Genomic DNA, 23,407 nt, shown 5'->3' on the forward strand with positions numbered 1-23,407 from the left:
ACGGTTCAAGAGCAGCCCTACGCCACTCTCGGAAAAATCCTTCGCATGGAGTCTGAATGAACGCGCATTTTCAATGTTGCCGCGATTAACGGTGCTTGCACGGGTACAATAGGCACCTTTCCCTTCTGTTACGGCTTTTCTCATGACTGACCCCATTCGCCTTTCCAAACGCCTTATCGAGCTGGTCGGCTGCTCTCGTCGCGAAGCCGAGCTGTTCATCGAAGGCGGCTGGGTCACGGTAGACGGCGTTGTCGTCGACGAGCCGCAGTTCAAGGTCGAGGATCAGGTCGTCGCCCTGAGCCCGGACGCGAAAGCCGTCACGCCCGAAGCGGTGACCATCCTGTTCAACGTTCCGGCGGGCATGCCCCCAGACAAAGCGCTCGCGCTGGTCCGCCCCGATACGTTGTCCGCCGAGCACAGCGTCGGTCGGCGTCCGCTCAAGGGACACTTCCTGCGCCTGGAAGCCATTTCCACGCTTCAGGCCAACGCCAGCGGGCTGATGGTGTTCAGTCAGGACTGGAAAATCCTGCGCAAACTGACCGATGACCGCAGCAAGATCGAGCAGGAATACGTGGTCGAGATTTCCGGCGAAATGGTCGCTCACGGCCTCAACCGCCTGAACCACGGGCTGATGTACAAAGGCAAGGAACTGCCGAAGGTCAAGGCGAGCTGGCAGAACGAAAACCGCCTGCGATTCGCCATGAAGAACCCGCAACCGGGCGTCATTGCCCAACTGTGCGAAGCCGTCGGCCTGAAAGTCGTGGCGATCCGCCGTATCCGGGTGGGCGGCGTGTCCATCGGCAAGGTTCCCGAAGGCCAATGGCGCTACATGACCGACAAGGAAAAGTTTTAACCCCTTCTTCTCAGCGCCGCGCGAACAGTCGCGCGCGCTCACACCGATTGATCAGGAAACACGCACCATGATGAACAACGATGTACTGCGTAGCATTCGCTACATGCTTGATATCAATGACGCCAAAGTGGTGGACATCATCAAGCTCGGCGGTTTTGAGGTCACGAAAAACCAGGTCGTGGCGTTCATGAAGAAGGACGAGGAAGAAGGCTTCGAGCCCTGCAGTGACGAGGTCATGGCCCATTTTCTCGACGGTCTGGTGTTCTTCAAGCGTGGCAAGGACGAAAGCCGTCCGCAATTGCCGATCGAGCTGCCGATGACCAACAACATCGTTCTGAAAAAGCTGCGCGTGGCCTTCGAGCTCAAGGAAGACGACATGCACGCGATCCTCAAGGCGGCAGAGTTTCCGGTGTCCAAACCCGAGCTGAGCGCCCTGTTCCGCAAGGCTGGGCACAACAACTACCGTCCGTGCGGCGACCAGTTGCTGCGTAACTTCCTGCGCGGCCTGACGCTGCGGGTCCGCGGTTGAGCCCTGGCGGACCCCCAATGAGCCTGCCGGCATGACTCAGTCCTACAACGTCTCGCCCATCGGCTTAGTGCGCTCCTGCTTCAAGGAAAAGTTCGCCATCCCACGCCAGCCGCAACTCGCGCCTGCCGCCCGTGGCGTGCTGGAACTGGTGGCGCCCTTCGATCAGGGCGATGCGGTGCAAGGACTGGAACAGGTGAGCCACGTCTGGCTGCTGTTTCTGTTTCATCAGGCGCTGGAGGACAAACCCCGGCTGAAGGTGCGGCCCCCTCGCCTGGGTGGCAATCAGTCGATGGGGGTGTTCGCGACCCGTGCGACCCATCGCCCGAACGGCATCGGCCAGTCGGTCGTCCGGCTGGAGAAAGTCGAAGCGGGCCGTCTGTGGCTTTCAGGCATTGATCTGCTGGACGGCACGCCCGTGCTGGACGTCAAGCCCTACGTGCCTTACGCCGATGTCATTGCCGACGCCCGGAACGGCATGGCGGCGGCCGCGCCGGATCTGATCCCCGTGCAGTGGGACGATAGCGCCCTGCTTCAGGCACGCGAGCATGCGTTGCGTCTCGGCGAGCCGCTGATGGAACTGATCGAACAATGCCTGGCTCAGGACCCACGCCCGGCGTATCAGACGCCTGTGCCGGAGCGTCGATACGGTGCGCAGTTCTGGGATCTGGACGTGCGCTGGCATTATCCGCAGCCGGGGCTGATTCGGGTGCTGGAGGTCGTGCCCGCGTCTGTCTGACCCTCTGCACCCGACACCCTCTGCACCCGACCTGCCTGCAACCCGACGATCGCCCACAAAAAAACCGCCTGGTCCGTGACCTCCAGGCGGTTTTTTTGTCAGACACCAACCTTCAGTGTCCGCACTGACGTCTTCGCGAGCAAACTCGCCCCCACAACAGGCTTCGAGTGAAGCCAGAATGTTCAGCCACCTGAGAACCCTGTGGGACCGAGCGTACTCGGGAAGGGGCCACGTTTAACGCTGAACATCTTCAGTCAGAACAATATTCCGCGGGCACCATGGCCGGCAGAATCAGATTCACTTCTCGACGAATGCGCGCTCGATCAAGTAGTCACCCGGCTCACGCATGCGTGGCGAAACGGTCAGACCGAAGCTGTTCAACACTTCGCTGGTTTCGTCGAGCATGCTCGGGCTGCCGCACAGCATGGCGCGGTCGTCCTGCGGGTTGATCGGCGGCAGACCGATGTCGCTGAACAGCTTGCCGCTGCGCATCAGATCGGTCAGGCGGCCTTCGTTTTCGAAAGGCTCGCGGGTGACGGTCGGGTAATAGATCAGCTTGTCTCGCAGCGCCTCGCCGAAGAATTCGTTCTGCGGCAGGTGCTCGGTGATGAATTCGCGGTAGGCGACTTCGTTCACGTAACGCACACCGTGGCACAGAATGACTTTCTCGAAACGCTCGTAGGTTTCAGGGTCCTGGATGACGCTCATGAACGGCGCCAGACCGGTACCGGTGCTGAGCAGGTACAGATGCTTGCCCGGCTTGAGGTCATCGAGGACCAGCGTGCCCGTCGGCTTTTTGCTGATGATGATTTCGTCGCCTTCCTTCAGGTGTTGCAGCTGCGAGGTCAGCGGGCCGTCGGGCACCTTGATGCTGAAGAACTCCAGATGCTCTTCCCAGTTCGGGCTGGCGATGGAATATGCGCGCATGAGCGGGCGCCCGTTTGGCTGCTGCAGACCGATCATGACGAACTGACCGTTCTCGAAGCGCAGACCTGGATCACGGGTGCACTTGAAACTGAAGAGGGTGTCGTTCCAGTGATGAACGCTGAGGACACGCTCGTGATTCATGTTGCTCATGGTACGTAGGAACTCCTGAATATTTGCTTGCGCCAGTCAAAGCGCCATTGCGCGATATTCTAGTGGCAGACACAATATCTGTTAACTGAATTATCAAGATATGGGTTATCGGTTATATAGATATGCGATTTACTCTCCGCCAGCTGCAAGTGTTCGTCGCCGTGGCCCAGCAGGAAAGCGTTTCCCGCGCCGCCGTGCAGCTGTCTTTATCGCAGTCTGCGGCCAGCACCTCCATCACCGAACTGGAACGCCAGTCCAGCTGCCAGCTGTTCGACCGGGCAGGCAAACGGCTGAGCCTGAATGCGACCGGGCGACAGTTACTGCCTCAGGCGGTGGCCCTGCTCGATCAGGCCAAGGAAATCGAAGACCTGCTCAATGGCAAATCCGGCTTCGGCTCGCTGGCCGTCGGCGCAACACTCACGATCGGCAATTATCTGGCCACGCTGCTGATCGGCAGTTTCATGCAGCGTCATCCCGAAAGCCACGTGAAACTGCATGTGCAGAACACCGCCAATATCGTGCAGCAGGTCGCCCATTACGAAATTGATCTGGGACTGATCGAGGGTGATTGCAGTCATCCCGACATCGAAGTGCAGACCTGGGTGGAGGACGAACTGGTGGTCTTCTGCGCACCGCAGCATCCACTCGCCCGCCGTGGTCAGGCGACACTCGAGGAGCTGACCCGGGAAGCCTGGATTCTGCGCGAGCAAGGATCGGGGACGCGCCTGACCTTCGATCAAGCCATGCGTCATCATTTGAACAGCCTGAACGTACGGCTGGAGCTGGAACACACCGAGGCCATCAAACGCGCGGTTGAGTCCGGTCTCGGGATCGGCTGCATTTCACGCCTGGCGCTGCGTGATGCGTTTCGTCGCGGCAGTCTGGTTGCGGTGGAAACACCGGAGCTGGACCTGGTGCGCCAGTTTTATTTCATCTGGCACAAGCAGAAATATCAGACATCGGCTATCCGCGAATTCCTCGACCTGTGCCGCTCGCTCACCGCCAATGTGCGTCGCAGCGATGAGATCGTGCTGCCCAATATCGCCTGACGCGCGCCCTGTACTGGGACGCGCTGCAACAGCCAGTGATGTTGTGAGGCGCGTGTCACCCCAGCAGAATCAAGCCCCAGACCACTGCGATCATGCTCAACGCCACGAACTGCGCGGCGCTGCCCATGTCTTTGGCATTCTTGGACAGCGGATGCCGTTCCAGGGAAATCCGGTCGATGGCCGCTTCAATGGCCGAGTTCAACAACTCGACGATCAACGCCAGCAGGCACACGGCGATCAGGATCGCGCGCTCGCCGCGACTCACGTGAAACAGGAATGAAACCGGGATCAGGACGACGTTGAGCAGAACCAGTTGACGGAACGCAGCTTCACCTTTGAAGGCCGCGGTCAGGCCGTCGAACGAATAACCGGATGCATTGAGGATACGTTTCAGGCCGGTCTGGCCTTTGAATGGCGACGTCATAAAGAAGCTACTGAGCAATGAAGAGCGTGGAGGCTAGTGCGGCGGCAGTCAAAAAAGTGTGAAGGACTGCCGCACCTGCCAGAAAATGATGGGTGAGCCGATCAGCCAGGCGCGATGGACTCGAGTTGCTGGAGCAGCAGCGCGGCCTGAGTGCGGGTACGCACGCCCAGTTTGCGGAAAATGGCCGTGACATGAGCCTTGATGGTGGCTTCGGAAACGCTCAACTCATAAGCAATCTGCTTGTTGAGCAGGCCTTCGCAGACCATCGTCAGCACCCGGAACTGCTGCGGCGTAAGGCTGGCAAGGCCTTCGCTGGCGGCCTTGGCTTCGGCTGAAACGCTGACACTTTCATTCACCTGCGGCGGCCACCAGACATCACCGTCCAGGACCATGCGCACCGCTTTCTGAATGGTTTCGAGCGAGCTGGACTTGGGGATGAAACCGCTGGCGCCGAACTCACGGGATTTGACCACGACCGCCGCTTCTTCCTGCGCCGACACCATCACCACCGGGACTTGCGGGTATTGTCCGCGCAGCAGCACCAGACCCGAGAACCCATACGCGCCAGGCATGTTCAGGTCGAGCAGAACCAGATCCCAGTCGGACTTTTCAGTCAGACGCGCTTCCAGGTCAGCAATGCTTTCAGCTTCCACCAGCCGGGCATCAGGCCCCAGGCCCAGGCTCAACGCCTGATGCAGAGCGCTACGAAACAAAGGGTGGTCATCGGCGATCAGGATTTCGTAGGTCATTTAATGATCCTGTTTATGAGTGAGCGCCGACGGATTCAGCCCCCACGATGGCATCCGAAAATGCCGGCCTGTAAACGCTGCGCCAACGCGGCGCATCAACGTCAAAACCAGACAGAACACGGCGCTCCAGCATTCGCGCGGCGCCAAGGATGCCCAGCGAATCCGGGGTGGTCAAGCTTCGCGCTTTACGGCAAAGTCTGCGCCCTTGATTCCTGCGAGTGCCACCATGCGAAAACACGCCCTGCGAGCGGACCTGCTCATGCTCCTGACCGCCATGATCTGGGGCTCCGGATTCGTCGCGCAGACGGCGGGCATGGACCACATCGGCCCCTACCTGTTTTCAGGTCTGCGCTTCGCGCTGGGCTCCATTTGCCTGGTGCCGTTGCTCCTTCGCCGTCCTGTCAGCGGCCCTGCCCCCGAGCCTCTGTTGACGCGTGGGCTGCTTCAAGGCGGCGTGATCATGGGCCTGGCGCTGGCGCTCGGGATCAACCTGCAGCAGGTCGGCCTGCTCTTCACCAGCGTCACCAATTCGGGCTTCATCACCGGGCTGTATGTGATTGTAGTTCCGCTTTTGGGACTGTTGCTGGGCCACAAAACCGGGATGGGCACATGGCTCGGCTGCCTGTTGGCGGTGGTCGGGATGTTCCTGCTGAGCGTGGGCGACAACTTTCAAGTAGCGTCGGGTGACTGGCTGCAACTGATCGGCGCGTTCGTGTGGGGCGGTCATGTGATACTGGTCGGCATCTTCGCCAGCCGCCACGATCCCATCCGCCTTGCCTTCCTGCAGTTCGCCACCTGCTCGCTGGTGAGCCTGGTTCTGGCCGTGATTTTTGAACCCGTCTCCCTACAAGCCATCATCGGTGCAGCGCCGGCGTTGCTGTATGGCGGCGTGATCGCGGTGGGTATCGGCTACACCCTGCAGGTGGTGGCGCAGAAGGACGCCATTGCGTCCCATGCTGCGATCATTCTTTCGCTCGAAGCGGTATTTGCAGCGATAGCCGGCGCCTGGGTATTGGGCGAGGCGTTGCAGATGCGCGGTTACATCGGCTGTGCCTTGATGCTGGCGGGCATGCTGCTCGCACAACTGTGGCCGAGAAAGGCCACAGCCTGAGTGCAGCCGTCCTACAGAAACGCCTTAAGGTGAGTGTGCGCAGCATCATCCGGATCAATCGGCAGTTGGAATTTCGCGCCCAGGTAGTGGGCGCTGAACACGTCCAGATAAGCATCCAGAACCGCTGCGGCCTGCTGGTCTCCCGCCAGTTCCAGGCATAAAGCGGCCACTTCCGCCGTGCAGAAATGGTCGTCACGCTTGGATCGACGCAGCCGATAGCGCGACATTTGCTCAGGTTGAAGACTCAACACGGGCAAGTGGTTCAGATACGGACTTTTGCGAAACATCTTGCGCGCTTCCGGCCACGTCGCGTCCAGCAGAATGAACAGCGGACGCTTGCCATCCGCAACCCGCACTTCGGTCACGACTCGCTCAGGCGCCACGAATTCGCCCGGAAAGACAATATAAGGCTGCCACTGCGGATCGTTCAGCAGCGCCGGCAGCTTTTCATCCACGTCAACTCGCGACCAGCCGAACGCCTCGGTGTCCTTGACCACGTCGGCGATCAACCAGCCGGTATTGGTCGGTTTGAGCGGTTCGGTGTCGTACATCAGCAGGCACACGGCCGACCGTGCCGGGACCGTCGGCTTCCAGGCGCACAGGCAATAACTTTCAATGACCCGACAGTCGCTGCATCGGGGAGCGCGGGAGCCTCGGGCGATGAACGGCCGCGTGCTTCGGGCGAGCCTTTCGGCGCGCAGACGGGAAACGGCGTGGCTCATGAATGTGACCGCGCTGGCAAAATCACAGGCGGGCAGAAAGGCAGCGGCACATTGGATATCCGGCAGGTAAAAAGTCGGCGCAGTCTATCAGAAGCGCCGTGTTCTCTGGTGCCCGCGCAGCCGACTCCCCTATACTGGCGGGCCCTGAAAGCACTCATGCCGCCAGTGAACGCCTTCGGATGTGACCGGTCCAACGGCCAGCCTTTGCACCACCCGTCCATGCACCAGGAGAATCCAATGCTGCGCTTCATCGCTCCCACTCTCACGCTTTTGCTCGTCGCTCCGCTGTGCGCCCATGCGGCGTCCAAACAGGATTACGAACTGAGCCAGATGCTTGAAAAAGTCGCGAAAGAAAGCAGCGCCGGCACTCCCCGCGCGATCAACGAAGACATTCTCGACGAGGGCTATACGGTCGATGGCAAGATGCTCATCAACCACCTGAGCGTGCAATCCGGTCAGGCTGCACAAATGCGCGAGAACCCGGATCTGGTCGGTCGCCAGCTGGGCACCAGCGTCTGCCGCAATGCCGGCTACCGCCAACTGATGGCCAAGGGCGCGACCCTGCGTTATGAGTTCAAGGAATACAAGACCGGCCGCGCGATTACCACTCAGCAAATCACCGCCGCCGACTGCGCTGCCAAGCCGCCTGTGAAGAAGAAATAACTCCGCCTTTCAGTGACAGGATGCGCGCCGCTGCTGTTCTTCGGCGCGCAACTCCGCCAGTACCGCCTGCAGATAAAACGAGCGTCTGCCACCCTGCTCCAGCCGCTTCACGCACTCTTGCTCGAGGGTGCGATGGTTATCGCGCGCCGCCTCGATCAACAAGCGATACAAGTTCTGATCGACTTCCAGCCTGATCTCCATTTCACACCCCTCCATGGCTCGTCCACACCCTCCGCTTGATGTGGGCAAACTCGATGACTGTCCGCAGACGCCACGGTGATACGAGTGGTGTCGGCGCTATCCAGGTTGCAACGACCCTTGCCTGCCATGATTTCAGTAAATCAGAGGGCAGACCGCACACCGGGCAGTCCGACGAATGGGATCCTGATGTGACCATTGCCAGCCCGGATGTTCGGGCACATCATCCATCCCATCGGGTTTGCACACCGTTACGTCTGATCACACTTGGCAAATCAACAGGGGTTGCCAGTGATTCGTGTAACTCGCACTGTGCTCTACCATCCAAGGACATCGCCAGAATCAGTGCGCCGCCCGCCGTCGCCAGGTGTTGCAGGCCATTTCGATGCGCGAGGCGCAGCGACGCACGAAGCGTCGTGCTCTTGATGTAACAGTCAGGATCGATGATTTTGCAAAAGGAGAACGTTTGAATGCCTTATGTACCCAATGACGCCCTATCTCTGCATTTTCAGGGCAATGGAATCGACCTCACCCGCAAGGTCGACGAACAGCTCGCCCAGATCGCTCCAAACAGCCCCAACCTCGCGCTCTATCGCGACATGATGCTCACGGTCCTGCGTATGGCTCAGGACGACCGCAACCGCTGGAATGCGAAAATCACACTGCAGGCTCTGCGCGAACTCGAAAACGCCTTCCGCGTGCTCGATCAGTTCAAGGGTCGTCGGAAGGTCACGGTTTTCGGCTCGGCCCGCACACCGATCGAACATCCGATGTACGCCCTGGCCCGGGAGCTGGGCATGAAGCTGGCAGCATCCGATCTGATGGTCATCACCGGTGCCGGCGGCGGAATCATGGCCGCGGCGCATGAAGGCGCGGGCCTGGATTACAGTCTGGGTTTCAATATCACCTTGCCGTTCGAACAGCATGCCAATGCGACCGTGGACGGCACTGGAAACCTGCTGCCGTTCCATTTCTTCTTTACCCGCAAGCTGTTTTTCGTCAAAGAGGCCGACGCGCTGGTGCTGTGCCCTGGCGGGTTCGGCACGCTGGACGAAGCACTGGAAGTGCTGACCCTCATTCAGACCGGCAAAAGCCCCCTCGTGCCCATCGTGCTGCTGGATGCGCCGGGCGGGACCTTCTGGGAAGGTGCCCTGACGTTCATCAGGAACGAATTGGAAGCCAATCGCTACATCCTGCCCACTGACATGAACCTGCTGAAACTGGTCTACACGGCAGACGAGGCCGTCGCCGAAATCAATCAGTTCTACAGCAACTTCCACTCGAGCCGCTGGCTGAAGAACTCATTCGTCATTCGCATGCATCACCCGCTGAGCGAACAAGCGTTGGCACACATGCAGCAGGCGTTCGCCGACCTGTGCCTGAGCGACGACTTTCATCAGCATGGGTATCAGAAAGAACACGAAGAGGAGCAGTTCAGCCATTTGACGCGCCTGGCGTTCAAATTCAATGGCCGCAACCACGGTCGCCTGCGCGAACTGGTCGATTACATCAACCTGAGCGAGAACTGGGCGAAAACGGCCCAACCTCAAGTGCGTGACCTGGAGTCCGTAAAAATCCCCTGACCGTCAACCCGCATGATGAAGGCGGAGGACCGATCAGTCGTCGCCCCCGCCTTTGCCGCTTAATAGCTTGCCAATCAATTCCGGGGGAAATCCTCGGTAGCTCAGAAATCGCATTTGTTGACCCCGCTCACGCATATCGGCCGGCAACCGCCCGGCATACTTGCGGCGCCAGCATTCTTCCAGCTTCTCCCGCCAGTCGACGCCACATTCGCGAAGCGCCTGTTCGATATCATTGCGCTGCAGACCGCGCTGGCCGAGTTCTTCGCGGATACGCAAAGGACCGTATCCGGAACGGGCACGGTAAGAAACAAAGCTTTCGAGGTAACGTGATTCGCTGAGCAAACCCTCTTCCGTCAGGCGGTCAAGAGCTGCTTCGATCAATTCAGGGGGGGCGCCGCGCTGACGCAACTTGCGCGTCAGCTCGACTCGACCATGCTCGCGACGTGCGAGCAGGTCCATTGCACTACGCCGTACTGCGACGGGCGTATCAAGCTCTACCGACATGACAGGAATCAGAGATCCGCGTCAGCTTCGATCTCAGCCACGTCGTCCTCGGCTACGCGAGAAGACTGGGCTTTGACGTCAGGAGCGGCAGTCAGCAGTTTCTCGCGAATCTGCTTCTCGAGGGTGGCGCCGATTTCCGGGTTGTCCTGCAGGAATTTCGCGGAGTTGGCTTTACCCTGGCCGATCTTGCTGCCCTGGTAGCTGTACCATGCGCCGGACTTCTCCAGCAGGCCATGCAATACACCCAGGTCAATGATTTCGCCGTTACGGTAGATACCCTTGCCGTAGAGGATCTGGAACTCGGCCTGACGGAACGGCGGAGCGACCTTGTTCTTCACGACTTTTACGCGGGTTTCGCTACCAACGACTTCGTCGCCTTCTTTCACCGCGCCGGTGCGGCGGATGTCCAGACGAACCGATGCGTAGAACTTCAGCGCGTTACCACCGGTGGTGGTTTCCGGGCTGCCGAACATCACGCCGATTTTCATACGGATCTGGTTGATGAAGATGACCAGGCAGTTGGCATTCTTGATGTTACCGGTGATCTTGCGCAGCGCCTGAGACATCAGACGGGCCTGCAGGCCGACGTGCATGTCGCCCATTTCACCTTCGATTTCAGCCTTCGGCACCAGCGCGGCGACGGAGTCGACGACGATCACGTCGATGGCGTTGGAGCGCACCAGCATGTCGGTGATTTCGAGCGCCTGCTCGCCGGTGTCCGGCTGCGATACCAGCAGGTCGTCGACGTTGACGCCCAGCTTGCCCGCGTACTCAGGGTCGAGCGCGTGTTCGGCGTCGACGAATGCGCACGTGGCACCCATTTTCTGGGCTTCGGCGATCACCGACAGGGTCATGGTGGTTTTACCCGAAGATTCCGGGCCATAGATTTCAACGATCCGGCCTTTTGGCAAACCGCCGATACCCAGTGCGATATCGAGGCCCAATGAGCCGGTGGAGATAGCAGGAATAGCCTGGCGGTCATGGTCACCCATGCGCATTACGGCACCTTTGCCGAACTGGCGCTCGATCTGACCCAAGGCCGCAGCCAAGGCTTTCTTCTTGTTGTCGTCCATTGAAGTCCTCTCGTAATCGGTTAAGCCTGACGGCCGATATAACTGTATAAGTAGCCAGTATTATTCCACAGGGTTGAGCGCGCGCCTACCCCCGATTTGGTATTTCTCCACGAGCGAGCTGGATCAGCCCCTCTAGCGCGGCCTCCACCGTTTGTCGGCGCACGGCATCGCGATCACCGGCGAACTGAAAGCGTCGAGCGATCAGCTGCTCACCGGCTCCCCAACAGATCCAGACCGTGCCGACCGGTTTCTCCGCGGAGCCGCCATCGGGACCTGCGACGCCGCTGACGGCCACCGAGAAATGCGAAGCGCTGTGGGCCTGCGCACCACGTGCCATGGCCTCGACCACTTCCCGACTGACGGCGCCAGCGCGTGCGAACAATTCTTGCGGCACGTCCAGCTGCCGGGTTTTCTGAGTGTTGGAATAGGTGACGTAACCGGCTTCGAACCAGGCCGAACTGCCGGGAATGCGAGTGATGGCCTCGGCAATCCCGCCGCCGGTGCAAGACTCGGCCGTGCTGACCTGAGCGCCGACGCTCAAGAGTTGCGAGCCAAGCGTTGCGGCCAACTGAGTGATCTCATCCACAAAGGGTTCTCCGTATCGGTCAAGGCGTCCACGCTACACGAGCATGGTTGATGTGCAAGGCAGGACGCGGCGTTGAAGGGGCCGCGCCCTGTCGAGGCATTTATGCAGGTTCCCGTTTCTCGGGACAGGGTTTTTTCACGGTTTCAATGACGGTTTCCCGCGGACGGCGCTTGGCCTCTTCCAGCGGAATGAACCGGCCGTTGGTTGAGTCTCTTCCACGCTTGCGTTGCATATAACGATCCTTGTCTGAAATCCCGCCTGATTCGAGCGGTGCCTCGACATCCTAGACAGTCATCGGCGTCGTGTGTGGGTCCGGAAACGCCCGGTGACCAATAACCCGGAACTGCGGCTGAGAGTCACGCGTGGTAACCTTGCGCCCATCGCAAAAGCAATCGGATCTGACGTCGGACCACGTAGGTGGAATTCCACGCGTCACCCTTCATTTGCCTCAATCTCCCAACGAATTTGCCTAAATAACTGATGAATAAAGCAATTTCCGACCTCTCTTCGCACACGCCCATGATGCAACAGTACTGGAAGCTGAAGAACCAGCATCCTGAGCAGTTGATGTTTTATCGCATGGGCGACTTCTACGAGATCTTCTACGAAGACGCCAAGAAGGCGGCGAAGCTGCTCGACATCACCCTGACCGCCCGTGGCCAGTCGGCGGGGCAAAGCATTCCCATGTGCGGAATTCCTTATCACGCTGCGGAAGGGTATCTGGCCAAGCTGGTGAAGCTGGGCGAATCGGTGGTGATCTGCGAACAGATCGGCGATCCGGCGACCAGCAAAGGCCCGGTGGAGCGTCAGGTCGTGCGCATCATTACCCCGGGCACGGTCAGCGACGAGGCGCTGCTCGATGAGCGCCGCGACAACCTGATCGCGGCCGTGCTGGGTGATGAGCGCCTGTTCGGGCTGGCCGTGCTGGACATCACCAGCGGCAACTTCACGGTTCAGGAGATCAAAGGCTGGGAAAACCTGCTGGCCGAGCTTGAACGCATAAACCCGGTCGAGCTGCTGATCCCCGATGACTGGCCGCAAGGATTGCCTGCGGAAAAACGCCGAGGTGCGCGCCGCCGTGCGCCGTGGGATTTCGAACGCGATTCGGCCCACAAGAGTTTGTGTCAGCAGTTTTCCACCCAGGACCTGAAAGGCTTCGGCTGCGAAAACCTGACCCTGGCGATTGGCGCCGCCGGCTGCCTGCTGGGCTACGCGAAGGAAACTCAACGCACCGCGTTGCCACATCTGCGCAGCCTGCGTCACGAGCGCATGGACGACACGGTGATTCTGGATGGCGCGAGTCGCCGCAATCTGGAGCTGGACACCAACCTTGCCGGTGGGCGCGACAACACGCTGCAGTCAGTCATGGACCGCTGCCAGACGGCAATGGCGACGCGCTTGCTGACCCGCTGGCTGAATCGCCCGTTGCGCGACCTTGCCGTACTGCAAGCCCGGCAGGAGTCGATCGGGTGCTTCCTGGAACGCTATCGCTTTGAAAACCTGCAGCCACAGCTGAAGGAAATCGGTGATATCGAGCGCATCCTCGCCCGTATCGGCCTGCGCAACGCCAGACCTCGCGACTTGGCGCGCCTGCGCGACGCCCTGGGCGCGCTGCCTGAATTGCAACGGGCACTGGCTGAGCTCGAAGCGCCTCACATTCAGCAACTGGCCACAACCACGAGCACTTACCCCGAGCTGGCCGATCTGCTGCAACGCGCGATCATCGACAACCCGCCTGCGGTCATTCGTGACGGCGGCGTGCTGAAGACCGGCTACGACGCCGAGCTCGATGAGCTGCTGTCCCTGAGCGAGAACGCCGGGCAGTTCCTGATCGACCTGGAAACCCGCGAGAAAGCGCGCACCGGTCTTGCCAATCTCAAGGTCGGTTACAACCGCGTACACGGCTATTTCATTGAACTGCCGAGCAAACAGGCCGAACAGGCACCTGCCGATTACATCCGCCGGCAGACGCTCAAGGGCGCCGAGCGCTTCATCACGCCGGAACTGAAAGAGTTCGAGGACAAGGCGCTGTCTGCCAAGAGCCGCGCGCTGGCCCGGGAAAAAATGCTCTACGAGGCGCTGCTCGAAGACCTCATCGGCCATCTCGCGCCGCTGCAGGATACCGCCGCAGCCTTGGCCGAACTGGACGTCCTGAGCAATCTGGCCGAGCGCGCCCTGAATCTGGACCTGAACCGCCCACGTTTCACCGACGAGCCGTGCATGCGCATCGAGCAAGGTCGTCATCCGGTGGTTGAGCAGGTGCTCTCCTCGCCGTTCGTGGCCAACGATCTGGACCTCAACGACAACACCCGGATGCTGGTCATTACAGGCCCGAACATGGGGGGTAAGTCGACCTACATGCGTCAGACCGCGTTGATCGTGCTGCTGGCGCACATCGGCAGCTTCGTACCGGCCGCGAGCTGCGAGCTGTCGCTGGTTGACCGCATCTTCACGCGCATCGGCTCGAGCGATGATCTGGCAGGGGGACGCTCGACCTTCATGGTGGAGATGAGCGAAACCGCGAACATCCTGCACAACGCTACCGACAAGAGCCTGGTGCTGATGGACGAAGTCGGCCGCGGTACCAGTACCTTCGACGGCCTTTCGCTGGCATGGGCTGCGGCAGAATGTCTCGCCCAGTTGCGCGCGTACACGTTGTTCGCGACGCACTATTTCGAGCTGACGGTGTTGCCTGAAAGTGAACCGTTGGTCGCCAACGTTCATCTCAACGCCACCGAGCATAACGAGCGCATTGTCTTCTTGCACCGCGTGCTGCCAGGACCGGCGAGTCAGAGCTATGGCCTGGCCGTGGCCCAGCTGGCGGGGGTTCCAGGCAAGGTCATCAGCCGCGCGAAGGAGCATCTGTTGCGCTTGGAGACCACCAGCCTTCCCCATGAGCAGCCCAGATCAAAGCCAGGCAAGCCGCCGGTACCGATGCAGAGCGACCTGTTCGCCAGCCTGCCGCACCCGGTGCTGGATGAGTTGTCGAACCTGAAAGTCGATGACCTGACACCGCGTCAGGCGCTGGAGTTGTTGTATTCGATGCAAACACGCATCTAACGGGATTGGTAACAAGCTGTTAGAATCCCGCGCGGTTTGGGACGCTGTGAGCTTTTAGCCTGGCTTCACAGCAATCCTGGCCGCGTTTGAACGCAGCGAACCAAGGTCGGACAACGCAGCGCAAGGTCGCCTTGCCTGCCGCGTTGCTCGACAAGCTGAGTTTTCACGGCCCGGGGGACTCCCGAACCTGGCAAGCCTGATTGAACGGCCTTGCTTCCGCCGCCTGAGGAGAGAATTAGAAATGACCTTCGTCGTCACCGACAACTGCATCAAGTGCAAGTACACCGACTGCGTAGAAGTCTGTCCGGTGGACTGCTTTTACGAAGGCCCGAATTTCCTGGTGATTCACCCGGATGAGTGCATCGACTGCGCGCTCTGCGAGCCTGAATGCCCGGCCAACGCGATCTTCTCCGAAGACGAGGTTCCGGCTGGCATGGAGAACTTCATCGAGCTCAACGCCGAGCTGGCTGACGTCTGGCCGAACATCACCGAGCGCAAGGATGCCCTGCCTGACGCTGAAGAGTGGGATGGCAAGACCGGCAAGATCGCAGATCTCGAACGCTGAGTGGTGCTGCTCGCGCAATGGCCCTTCGGGGCCATTTGCATTTCTGCAGGGCGACACCGCACTTTTCTGCAGACGAAAAAAGGGGCGGTATGACCCGCCCACATTTTTTCCATAATCCCTTTAATCCGTTTTCATCATCCTGATGAATCGCGTCCTGCGATGTCCTTGAGCAGTCTTCCTTGACCGCCTGTACCAATCCGTCGGTACAGTCCTGATATTAATGATTTCTGAACGGTGGGCAAGGGTGCGCACTTTTCAAAACAATTCATCCTGCGAATAAGCCAGCTGATAAAACACAGGAAAATCAGCCGGATAAGTTTTACCCGTCACGCTTTAGCGATTCAGCCCGTCGCAAAAAAAGTCGATGACTGACAAGACGTGTGAGAGAAGTCTTACAACTAAAGTAAGTACCACCCACAGTTAATAAAATATTAAAGTCGACATACATGTAGGAAAATAAACGTGAAGTCAGCGCCCGAAAAACATCAAATTGAAACATTAAAAAGCCCCGACTAGTCGGGGCTCTGGATGATGCTAACTGGCTATTAGTTATAACAGAGCATCATGGGATCATTGAAACAATGACTCACTGGACAGGCCGTTCTTCTCTAGAATTTCCCGCAGACGCTTGAGCCCTTCAACCTGGATCTGCCGGACACGTTCCCGGGTCAGACCGATCTCCAGCCCTACGTCTTCAAGGGTACTGCTCTCATGGCCACGCAGACCGAACCGCCGCACGACAACCTCGCGCTGCTTGTCGGTGAGCTCAGACAGCCATTGATCGATGCTCTGGGAAAGATCGTCGTCCTGCAGCAGCTCGCAGGGATCGGTGGGCCGATCATCGGTAAGCGTATCCAGCAGGGTTTTGTCCGAGTCCGGACCCAGCGAGACGTCGACGGAGGACACACGCTCATTCAGCCCGAGCATGCGCTTGACCTCGCAGACCGGCTTTTCGAGCAGGTTGGCAATCTCTTCAGGGGAAGGTTCGTGATCGAGCTTTTGCGTCAGCTCGCGGGCCGCACGCAGGTAGACGTTGAGCTCCTTGACCACATGAATCGGCAGGCGGATGGTCCGCGTCTGATTCATGATCGCGCGCTCGATGGTCTGACGGATCCACCAGGTGGCGTATGTGGAGAAGCGGAAGCCGCGTTCAGGATCGAATTTCTCGACCGCCCGAATCAGGCCGAGATTGCCCTCTTCGATCAGGTCCAGCAATGACAGGCCACGATTGACGTAGCGTCTGGCGATTTTCACCACCAGCCGCAGATTGCTTTCAATCATGCGTTTGCGTCCGGCCGGATCGCCACTTTGCGACAGACGCGCAAAGTGAACCTCTTCTTCCGGAGAGAGCAAAGGAGAAAAGCCGATTTCGTTGAGATACAGCTGCGTGGCATCCAGTGCCCGCGTGTAGTCGATGTACTTGTGCTGCTTGAGCGCTGCGGAGTTTTTGGTCTTTGCACGAACAGAAGGTGTAGCTGGCTTCTCATCCGTTGCAGAATCCAGGACGATCCCGTGCTCCATAAGGAGGACCTCGTCGTCTATGTCAAACTCCGGCGCTTCTTTGTTGAGAGCCATTGTTATAGTCCTTTGATGAGTTCGACCTCAAGCTCCAGTGGCGCCTTTTTCCGTGGCAGCACTTGAGCCTGTCCCCTCTACGGCAGGAACAGGCTGACAACCGATCAACGACGTGGCAAGAATTCCAGTGGATCTACAGGCTTACCCTGACGGCGAATCTCAAAATGCAGTTTCACCCGGTCAGTTCCGGTCGATCCCATCTCGGCGATTGTTTGCCCTGCCTTGACCTGCTGCCCCTCCCGAACCAACAGCCTACGGTTATGACCGTAAGCACTGACGTAGGTATCGCTGTGTTTGATGATTACTAATTCGCCGTAGCCCCTTAATCCACTTCCGGCGTATACCACTGAACCATCAGACGCGGCTAAAACAGGCTGTCCCAAATCACCAGCGATATCAATTCCTTTATTCAAACTACCGTTTGAAGAAAACTTGGCGATCAAAACGCCATTAGTTGGCCAGGCCCATCCGCTTGGAGAACGCGCCCCTGCAACCACCGGTGTATTAACCGGAGTTGTTGTTGAAGTTGAACCTGCCGGCGCTACAACAACCGGATTAGAGCCTACGGGCCGAGATATAACGGTTGTTTTCAGCGAACCTGAAGGCGACGAACTGGTGCTGCTGCTCGTGGACGTCTGCGGGACGACGACCGGCGCTGCGGCGATGGCAGTCGAGCCAGAAGTCGAGCGTCCGTCGAAGCGAATGGCCTGACCGACATGAATGGTATAGGGCTCGGGGATGTTGTTGCGGGCCGCCAGCGCTTTCCAGTCCCAGCCGTAACGAAATGCGATCGAAAACAGCGTGTCACCACGCTTGACCACGTACTGACCGGTCGTGACCGGCTGCCGAACGGGAGCGGCCGGCTTGCTGCTGTTGCGGTCCACAACGCGCACGCCGCCCGACGGCGCGCTGGAGCAGCCGACCAGAAGGACACTCAGGGCAATGCCAATCACCAGACGCTGAAAACTTGTTGAAGAACTACGCTGCCGAATGACTGTGAGACTCACCCGTCACTCCCTTTACTGGTGACTGAATTAAAGCTGCCTGATGTGTCTTGAAAATGACAGGCAGCCATGGAAAAGCTGGTGTAGAACCTTCGTTGCGACGCTGCGGCAGACACCCTTTGTCTTCATCGCAAAACGCCAGCCTGTAGACCGGCGTCGCCTGCTGGAATTCATTGCAGCTGCAAAATAGCGCCTACGCCAGCGGCCCGTTGAGCAGCGGCACGAAACGTACGGCGCCTAACACGTGCCGAGAGAAGCCATGCTCTTCGCGGATGATCAGCATCAGTTGCTGGACTTCGCCTGAACCCACCGGAATCACCAACCGGCCACCGGGCGCCAGTTGATCCAGCAGCGCCTGGGGAACATCGGTCGCAACCGCGGTCACGATGATGCCGTTGTACGGCGCGAGGGCCGGCCAGCCTTCCCAGCCATCGCCCCAGCGGAACACCATATTGCGCAGGTTCAGCTCGACCAACCGCTCCTTGGCACGATCTTGAAGCACTTTGATGCGCTCCACGGAAAACACCCGCTCGACCAGCTGCGCCAAAACGGCGGTCTGATAGCCCGAACCGGTGCCGATCTCCAACACCTTGTCCAGCGGACCGGCCGCCAGCAGCAGCTCGCTCATGCGCGCAACCATATAAGGCTGGGAGATGGTCTGGTTGTTGCCGATGGGCAGCGCGGTGTCTTCATAGGCGCGATGCGCCAGCGCTTCATCGACGAACAGGTGCCGGGGCGTCTTGCGAATGACGTCCAGCACCTGAGTGTTGGAAATGCCTTCTTCGTACAACCGCTGAATCAGACGCTCACGGGTGCGCTGGGAAGTCATTCCCACGCCACGACGTAACAGGTCATCTTGCTCACGCGACATCAGGCCATTCCCTCCAGCCATGCGTTCAGGCTGTTGAAACCGTCCTGATAGGTCCGATCCAGCTGCAACGGTGTAATCGACACGTAACCCTGCATGACAGCGTGAAAGTCCGTACCCGGGCCGCCGTCTTCGGCATCGCCGGCAGCCGCGATCCAGTAACCGGCCTTGCCGCGCGGATCGACCACGCGAACCGGCGCAGCTGCACGGGTGCGATGACCCAGGCGGGTCAGCTGAATGCCGCGAACGTGTTCAAGCGGCAGGTTTGGAATATTCACATTCAATACGGTACGCGGTGGAAGATCGAGCTGCTCATGGGCTTCGACCAAGAGCCGGGCATAGTGCGCGGCAGTTGCCAGGTTATCGGCCTGGCGCGACAAAAATGAAAACGCAAACGACGGACGTTGCAGAAACCGCCCCTCGAGGGCAGCCGCCACCGTTCCGGAATACAAAACGTCATCGCCCAGGTTGGCGCCCAGGTTGATCCCGGAAACCACCATGTCGGGTTCGTTCGCCAGCAGGCCGTTTAGACCCAGATGAACGCAATCGGTTGGCGTACCGTTGAGGCTGATGAAGCCGTTGTCCAGCGTGTGCGGGTGCAAGGGCCGATCGAGCGTCAGCGAGCTGCTGGCGCCGCTTTTGTCTTGATCGGGCGCGATGACCACACAATCGGCGTAGCCGGCGAGCGCGCCGTAGAGCGCAGCAAGGCCGGGTGCCGTGACCCCGTCGTCATTTGAAATCAGAATACGCATGAGCTGTCCGTCTGTCCTGTCGGCACCAGATCGACGAGTTCACGCACCAATGCGGTGGCGAAGCATCCGGCCGGCAGGACGAATTCCAGTTGCAGAATGTCAGGCTCGGGATAATGCCACGTCAACCGCCCGATGGGCAGTCGCAGGATGCGACGTTCGTGTTCCATTCCCGCTTTTATCAACCAGTTACAGAGCGACGACTCGCGCTGGGCGATGCTGTTTTCGAGCGCTGCCGTGGCGCCCGAGGCTGGCGATTCCCCCTCGCCCCACTGCGGCCCGGTCGGGTGCAGGTCGAGAATCGCCAGCCGAGGATCGCTGCAGTCCGCTTCGGCAGCAGGGAAAAAGCTGCGGCTGTCGGTGAACGCGAGCAAGTCGCCTGGCTGGGCCCGTTGCCAGCTTCCGTCGGCGACGCGCGCAGCCAGCACCTGATTGAACAGATAGCTGCGTGCGGTCGACAGCAGGCGCGAACGCACATTGCGCTGCTCCGGCAATGCCTGTCGCTCGGCGTAATGGCGCGCTTCACCGAGATTGCCGCCCTCGTGACCAAACCGCTGGGCGCCGAAATAATTCGGGATGCCGGCCAGCCGAATGGCCTCCAGTCGCGCGTCGAGCGCCGCTTTGTCAGCCTGAAGCTGCGTCAGACGCAAGGTGAATCCGTTGGCGGCGTGAGCGCCGCGTTGCAGCTTGCGTTTATGTCGCTTGCTGTCGAGAATTTTCAGCGTGTCGTTTTCGGCTGAGGACATGTCCGGGTCGGCCTTGCCCGGCAGTTGAATGCTGAACCACTGGCGGGTCAGCGCCTGGCGATCCTTCAAACCGGCGTAACTGACCGTGCGCAACGGCACGCCTGCGGCCCTGGCCAGTCGGCGAGCCGCCTCCTCGGTGTTCAGACCGCGCTTTTCTACCCAGAGCCACAGATGCTCGCCATCGCCGGACAACGGGATATCCAGCACTTCATCGACCTGGAAGTCTTCGGCGGTGGCTTTCAATACGGCGGTGCCCAACGCATCACCATAGGCCTTCGGGCCCAGCAGTTCGAGTTCGGTCATGCGGCGATCAACAGTGCGACCGCGTGAACCGCGATGCCTTCTTCACGTCCGGTGAAACCGAGTTTTTCGGTGGTGGTGGCTTTGACGTTGACCTGATCCAGGTCGACCTGCAGATCTTCAGCGATCAGCGCGCGCATGGTGTCGATGTGCGGGGCCATCTTCGGCGCCTGAGCCACGATGGTCGCGTCGACGTTGCCGACTTTCCAGCCCTTGGCCTGCACTTGCTTGAGCACATGACGCAGCAACACACGGCTGTCGGCGCCCTTGAACTGCGGATCGGTGTCTGGAAAATGCTTGCCGATATCACCCAGAGCGGCGGCGCCAAGCAAGGCATCGCTCAAGGCGTGCAGCAGGACATCGCCATCGGAATGCGCGAGCAGACCGGACGTGTGCGCGATCCGCACCCCACCCAAGGTAATGAAATCGCCTTCAGCGAAACGGTGCACATCATAGCCGTGGCCAATACGCATAAAAAAACGCCCTGAAAAAGTCAGGGCGTGATTCTACCTACTTTGTCCGACATTAGCCCGCCAAGGCACGCGCATGATGTCGCAGATGATCCTCGATGAAGCTGGCGATGAAGTAGTAGCTGTGGTCGTAGCCGGGCTGCATGCGCAACTCCAGCGGATGGCCGACCGCCTTAGCGGCCTGCACCAGCACTTCGGGCTTGAGCTGATTGGCGAGGAAGTCGTCGCGATCACCCTGATCCACCAGCAAAGGCAGACGTTCGGTGGCCTCGGCGATCAGCACGCTGGCATCCCACTCGCGCCAGCGCGAACGGTCTTCGCCCAGATAACGCGAGAACGCTTTCTGACCCCAGGCACAATCCATCGGGTTGCAGATCGGCGAAAAAGCCGACACCGACTGGTACCGGCCCGGGTTGCGCAAGGCACACACCAGCGCGCCGTGACCGCCCATCGAGTGACCGCTGATGCTGCGTTTGTCCGAGGCCGGAAAGTGCGCCTCGATCAGAGCGGGCAATTCGCTCACCACGTAATCGTACATGCGGTAATGCCGCGCCCAAGGCTGCTGCGTGGCATTGAGGTAGAAGCCTGCGCCCAGACCGAAATCGTAGGCATTGTCCGGATCACCTGGCACATCGGCGCCACGCGGACTGGTGTCCGGCGCCACGATGATGACCCCAAGCTCGGCCGCAATGCGCTGGGCGCCGGCCTTCTGCATGAAGTTTTCATCGGTGCAGGTCAGGCCTGACAACCAGTAAACCACCGGAAGCTTGCCGCCCTGCTCTGCCTGAGGCGGCAGATAAACGGCGAACACCATGTCGCAACCCAGCACGTCAGAGTGATGTTTGTAACGTTTATGCCAGCCGCCGAAGCTTTTCTGGCACGAGATGTTTTCCAGACTCATGGGATCGTTCCTCCCAGCCACACACTTCAAACCGCAGGCCGCAAGTCGGCACAATGGCGTGCTCTCTTGCGGCTTACAGCTTGCAGCTTGGGGCTGCTACTCAGAAGTGAATGACCGAACGGATGCTTTTGCCTTCGTGCATCAGGTCGAACGCCTCATTGATCTTGTCCAGACCCATGGTGTGGGTGATGAACGTGTCCAGCGGGATTTCGCCCGTCTGGGATTTTTCGACGTAGCTTGGCAGCTCGGTACGGCCTTTGACGCCACCGAACGCCGAACCGCGCCAGACGCGACCGGTGACCAGCTGGAACGGGCGAGTGGAGATTTCGTGGCCCGACGGTGCGACACCGATGATCACCGACTCGCCCCACCCTTTGTGGCAGCATTCCAATGCAGCCCGCATCAACTGCACGTTGCCAATGCACTCGAAGCTGTAATCCACGCCGCCATCGGTGAGTTCGACGATGACGTCCTGAATGGGCTTGCTGTGCTCTTTGGGGTTGATGAAGTCCGTGGCGCCAAGTTCGCGGGCCACATCGAATTTGGCCGGGTTGATGTCGATGGCAATGATGCGCGAGGCCTTGGCCATTTTTGCGCCGATGATCGCAGCCAGGCCGATACCGCCCAGGCCGAAGATCGCGACGGTCGCGCCTTCTTCGACTTTTGCCGTGTTCAACACGGCCCCGATGCCGGTGGTCACGCCGCAGCCGAGCAGGCAGACCTTCTCCAGCGGCGCTTCCTTGGGAATTTTTGCCAGGGAAATTTCCGGCACAACGGTGTACTCGGAGAACGTCGAGCAGCCCATGTAGTGGTAAACCGGCTCGCCGTTGTAGCTGAAACGCGTGGTGCCGTCGGGCATCAGGCCTTTGCCCTGAGTGGCGCGGACTTTCTGGCAGAGGTTGGTCTTGCCGGACTTGCAGAATTTGCACTCGCGGCATTCGGCGGTGTACAGCGGAATCACGTGATCACCCACTGCCAACGAGGTCACACCCTCGCCTACCGCTTCAACGATACCGCCACCTTCGTGCCCGAGAATGCACGGGAACACGCCCTCGGAATCGGCGCCGGACAGGGTGTAGGCATCGGTATGGCAGACGCCGGAAGCGACCGTGCGAATCAGAACCTCGCCGGCTTTCGGGGCCTCGACGTCGACCTCGACGATCTGCAGCGGTTGGTTGGGCGCGAAAGCAACGGCAGCACGTGACTTGATCATCATGATCTCCAGCGAAGTAAAAACGAACGCGGAGTGTAAAGCAGTGCCGTTTGATTAATAATCCGGCCGAAAGCAAAACATTACTGCTGTACGGGGATA

At 59.6% G+C, this 23,407-nt stretch carries 26 protein-coding genes; 9 read left to right on the forward strand and 17 right to left on the reverse strand.

Features of this window, described 5'->3' with window-relative positions; translation table 11 throughout:
* The first annotated feature begins 142 nt into the window (after nucleotides 1-142).
* The 3 genes from QRN36_RS00345 to tsaA all read left to right on the forward strand — a co-directional run bounded on the left by QRN36_RS00345 (nucleotide 143) and on the right by tsaA (nucleotide 2,118).
* Nucleotides 143-853, forward strand: a complete 711-nt coding sequence (locus QRN36_RS00345; RefSeq protein WP_285422345.1) for an rRNA pseudouridine synthase — start codon at nucleotides 143-145, stop codon at nucleotides 851-853.
* Between the two features lie 67 nt (nucleotides 854-920).
* Nucleotides 921-1,382 (forward strand): DUF1456 family protein, encoded by a 462-nt coding sequence (locus QRN36_RS00350; protein ID WP_093463434.1) that lies wholly within the window; start codon nucleotides 921-923, stop codon nucleotides 1,380-1,382.
* Between the two features lie 31 nt (nucleotides 1,383-1,413).
* Entirely contained in the window at nucleotides 1,414-2,118 is a 705-nt protein-coding gene (gene tsaA, locus QRN36_RS00355) for a tRNA (N6-threonylcarbamoyladenosine(37)-N6)-methyltransferase TrmO (RefSeq protein ID WP_285422346.1), read from the forward strand.
* Nucleotides 2,119-2,415: 297 nt separating this feature from the next.
* On the opposite strand, the gene fpr is transcribed toward tsaA, so the two are convergent.
* The gene (gene fpr / locus QRN36_RS00360; protein ID WP_002554680.1) at nucleotides 2,416-3,195 is read right to left on the reverse strand and encodes a ferredoxin-NADP reductase; all 780 of its coding nucleotides are present in this window, start codon (nucleotides 3,193-3,195) and stop codon (nucleotides 2,416-2,418) included.
* A gap of 122 nt (nucleotides 3,196-3,317) precedes the next feature.
* Between fpr and QRN36_RS00365 the strand changes: the two genes are divergently transcribed.
* Entirely contained in the window at nucleotides 3,318-4,244 is a 927-nt protein-coding gene (locus QRN36_RS00365) for a LysR family transcriptional regulator (RefSeq protein ID WP_285422347.1), read from the forward strand.
* Between the two features lie 55 nt (nucleotides 4,245-4,299).
* Here QRN36_RS00365 and QRN36_RS00370 read toward each other — a convergent pair whose 3' ends face one another.
* Nucleotides 4,300-4,668 (reverse strand): diacylglycerol kinase, encoded by a 369-nt coding sequence (locus QRN36_RS00370; RefSeq protein ID WP_285422348.1) that lies wholly within the window; start codon nucleotides 4,666-4,668, stop codon nucleotides 4,300-4,302.
* Nucleotides 4,669-4,769: 101 nt separating this feature from the next.
* Nucleotides 4,770-5,417: a response regulator transcription factor ErdR gene (gene erdR, locus QRN36_RS00375; RefSeq protein ID WP_285422349.1), complete on the reverse strand. Its 648-nt coding sequence runs from the start codon at nucleotides 5,415-5,417 to the stop codon at nucleotides 4,770-4,772.
* A gap of 226 nt (nucleotides 5,418-5,643) precedes the next feature.
* Between erdR and QRN36_RS00380 the strand changes: the two genes are divergently transcribed.
* Complete coding sequence (locus QRN36_RS00380) at nucleotides 5,644-6,528, forward strand: DMT family transporter (protein WP_285422350.1); 885 nt, start codon at nucleotides 5,644-5,646, stop codon at nucleotides 6,526-6,528.
* 11 nt (nucleotides 6,529-6,539) lie between these two features.
* Here QRN36_RS00380 and QRN36_RS00385 read toward each other — a convergent pair whose 3' ends face one another.
* Nucleotides 6,540-7,250 carry a tRNA-uridine aminocarboxypropyltransferase gene (locus QRN36_RS00385; RefSeq protein WP_285422351.1) on the reverse strand — a complete coding sequence of 237 codons (711 nt, stop codon included), beginning with the start codon at nucleotides 7,248-7,250 and terminating at the stop codon, nucleotides 6,540-6,542.
* Nucleotides 7,251-7,487: 237 nt separating this feature from the next.
* On the opposite strand from QRN36_RS00385, the gene QRN36_RS00390 reads away from it, so the two are divergent.
* Nucleotides 7,488-7,913 carry a quorum-sensing-regulated virulence factor family protein gene (locus QRN36_RS00390; RefSeq protein ID WP_285422352.1) on the forward strand — a complete coding sequence of 142 codons (426 nt, stop codon included), beginning with the start codon at nucleotides 7,488-7,490 and terminating at the stop codon, nucleotides 7,911-7,913.
* A gap of 9 nt (nucleotides 7,914-7,922) precedes the next feature.
* Here QRN36_RS00390 and QRN36_RS00395 read toward each other — a convergent pair whose 3' ends face one another.
* Nucleotides 7,923-8,114, reverse strand: a complete 192-nt coding sequence (locus QRN36_RS00395) for a hypothetical protein (protein WP_285422353.1) — start codon at nucleotides 8,112-8,114, stop codon at nucleotides 7,923-7,925.
* 467 nt (nucleotides 8,115-8,581) lie between these two features.
* Between QRN36_RS00395 and QRN36_RS00400 the strand changes: the two genes are divergently transcribed.
* On the forward strand, nucleotides 8,582-9,694 hold the full coding sequence (locus QRN36_RS00400; protein ID WP_285422354.1) for an LOG family protein: 1,113 nt from the start codon (nucleotides 8,582-8,584) through the stop codon (nucleotides 9,692-9,694).
* Nucleotides 9,695-9,727: 33 nt separating this feature from the next.
* On the opposite strand, the gene recX is transcribed toward QRN36_RS00400, so the two are convergent.
* The 4 genes from recX to QRN36_RS00420 all read right to left on the reverse strand — a co-directional run bounded on the left by recX (nucleotide 9,728) and on the right by QRN36_RS00420 (nucleotide 12,089).
* Nucleotides 9,728-10,198: a recombination regulator RecX gene (recX, locus tag QRN36_RS00405; protein WP_285422355.1), complete on the reverse strand. Its 471-nt coding sequence runs from the start codon at nucleotides 10,196-10,198 to the stop codon at nucleotides 9,728-9,730.
* An 8-nt stretch (nucleotides 10,199-10,206) separates the two neighbouring features.
* Nucleotides 10,207-11,271, reverse strand: a complete 1,065-nt coding sequence (recA, locus tag QRN36_RS00410; protein WP_093463404.1) for a recombinase RecA — start codon at nucleotides 11,269-11,271, stop codon at nucleotides 10,207-10,209.
* 85 nt (nucleotides 11,272-11,356) lie between these two features.
* On the reverse strand, nucleotides 11,357-11,857 hold the full coding sequence (locus QRN36_RS00415; protein WP_285422356.1) for a CinA family protein: 501 nt from the start codon (nucleotides 11,855-11,857) through the stop codon (nucleotides 11,357-11,359).
* Nucleotides 11,858-11,957: 100 nt separating this feature from the next.
* Nucleotides 11,958-12,089 (reverse strand): hypothetical protein, encoded by a 132-nt coding sequence (locus tag QRN36_RS00420; protein ID WP_256214505.1) that lies wholly within the window; start codon nucleotides 12,087-12,089, stop codon nucleotides 11,958-11,960.
* A 260-nt stretch (nucleotides 12,090-12,349) separates the two neighbouring features.
* Between QRN36_RS00420 and mutS the strand changes: the two genes are divergently transcribed.
* Together mutS and fdxA are read left to right on the forward strand one after the other, a co-directional pair.
* The gene (gene mutS / locus QRN36_RS00425) at nucleotides 12,350-14,917 is read left to right on the forward strand and encodes a DNA mismatch repair protein MutS (protein WP_285422576.1); all 2,568 of its coding nucleotides are present in this window, start codon (nucleotides 12,350-12,352) and stop codon (nucleotides 14,915-14,917) included.
* 241 nt (nucleotides 14,918-15,158) lie between these two features.
* On the forward strand, nucleotides 15,159-15,482 hold the full coding sequence (gene fdxA / locus QRN36_RS00430) for a ferredoxin FdxA (protein ID WP_285422357.1): 324 nt from the start codon (nucleotides 15,159-15,161) through the stop codon (nucleotides 15,480-15,482).
* Between the two features lie 570 nt (nucleotides 15,483-16,052).
* On the opposite strand, the gene rpoS is transcribed toward fdxA, so the two are convergent.
* The 8 genes from rpoS to QRN36_RS00470 all read right to left on the reverse strand — a co-directional run bounded on the left by rpoS (nucleotide 16,053) and on the right by QRN36_RS00470 (nucleotide 23,308).
* Nucleotides 16,053-17,057, reverse strand: a complete 1,005-nt coding sequence (rpoS, locus tag QRN36_RS00435; protein WP_285422358.1) for an RNA polymerase sigma factor RpoS — start codon at nucleotides 17,055-17,057, stop codon at nucleotides 16,053-16,055.
* Between the two features lie 104 nt (nucleotides 17,058-17,161).
* Complete coding sequence (locus tag QRN36_RS00440; RefSeq protein ID WP_093463389.1) at nucleotides 17,162-18,064, reverse strand: peptidoglycan DD-metalloendopeptidase family protein; 903 nt, start codon at nucleotides 18,062-18,064, stop codon at nucleotides 17,162-17,164.
* 190 nt (nucleotides 18,065-18,254) lie between these two features.
* Nucleotides 18,255-18,890, reverse strand: a complete 636-nt coding sequence (locus tag QRN36_RS00445; protein WP_177182139.1) for a protein-L-isoaspartate(D-aspartate) O-methyltransferase — start codon at nucleotides 18,888-18,890, stop codon at nucleotides 18,255-18,257.
* 41 nt (nucleotides 18,891-18,931) lie between these two features.
* Nucleotides 18,932-19,681: a 5'/3'-nucleotidase SurE gene (gene surE / locus QRN36_RS00450; protein ID WP_285422359.1), complete on the reverse strand. Its 750-nt coding sequence runs from the start codon at nucleotides 19,679-19,681 to the stop codon at nucleotides 18,932-18,934.
* Complete coding sequence (truD, locus tag QRN36_RS00455) at nucleotides 19,669-20,727, reverse strand: tRNA pseudouridine(13) synthase TruD (protein ID WP_285422360.1); 1,059 nt, start codon at nucleotides 20,725-20,727, stop codon at nucleotides 19,669-19,671. The genes surE and truD overlap by 13 nt, the downstream gene beginning before the upstream one ends.
* On the reverse strand, nucleotides 20,724-21,197 hold the full coding sequence (gene ispF / locus QRN36_RS00460; RefSeq protein WP_285422361.1) for a 2-C-methyl-D-erythritol 2,4-cyclodiphosphate synthase: 474 nt from the start codon (nucleotides 21,195-21,197) through the stop codon (nucleotides 20,724-20,726). The genes truD and ispF overlap by 4 nt, the downstream gene beginning before the upstream one ends.
* Before the next feature lie 52 nt (nucleotides 21,198-21,249).
* Nucleotides 21,250-22,095: an S-formylglutathione hydrolase gene (gene fghA / locus QRN36_RS00465; protein WP_285422362.1), complete on the reverse strand. Its 846-nt coding sequence runs from the start codon at nucleotides 22,093-22,095 to the stop codon at nucleotides 21,250-21,252.
* 100 nt (nucleotides 22,096-22,195) lie between these two features.
* Nucleotides 22,196-23,308 carry an S-(hydroxymethyl)glutathione dehydrogenase/class III alcohol dehydrogenase gene (locus tag QRN36_RS00470; RefSeq protein ID WP_093463370.1) on the reverse strand — a complete coding sequence of 371 codons (1,113 nt, stop codon included), beginning with the start codon at nucleotides 23,306-23,308 and terminating at the stop codon, nucleotides 22,196-22,198.
* Nucleotides 23,309-23,407 lie beyond the last annotated feature (99 nt).

Source organism: Pseudomonas sp. efr-133-TYG-103a, from assembly GCF_030209235.1.
Taxonomy (GTDB): Bacteria; Pseudomonadota; Gammaproteobacteria; order Pseudomonadales; family Pseudomonadaceae; genus Aquipseudomonas.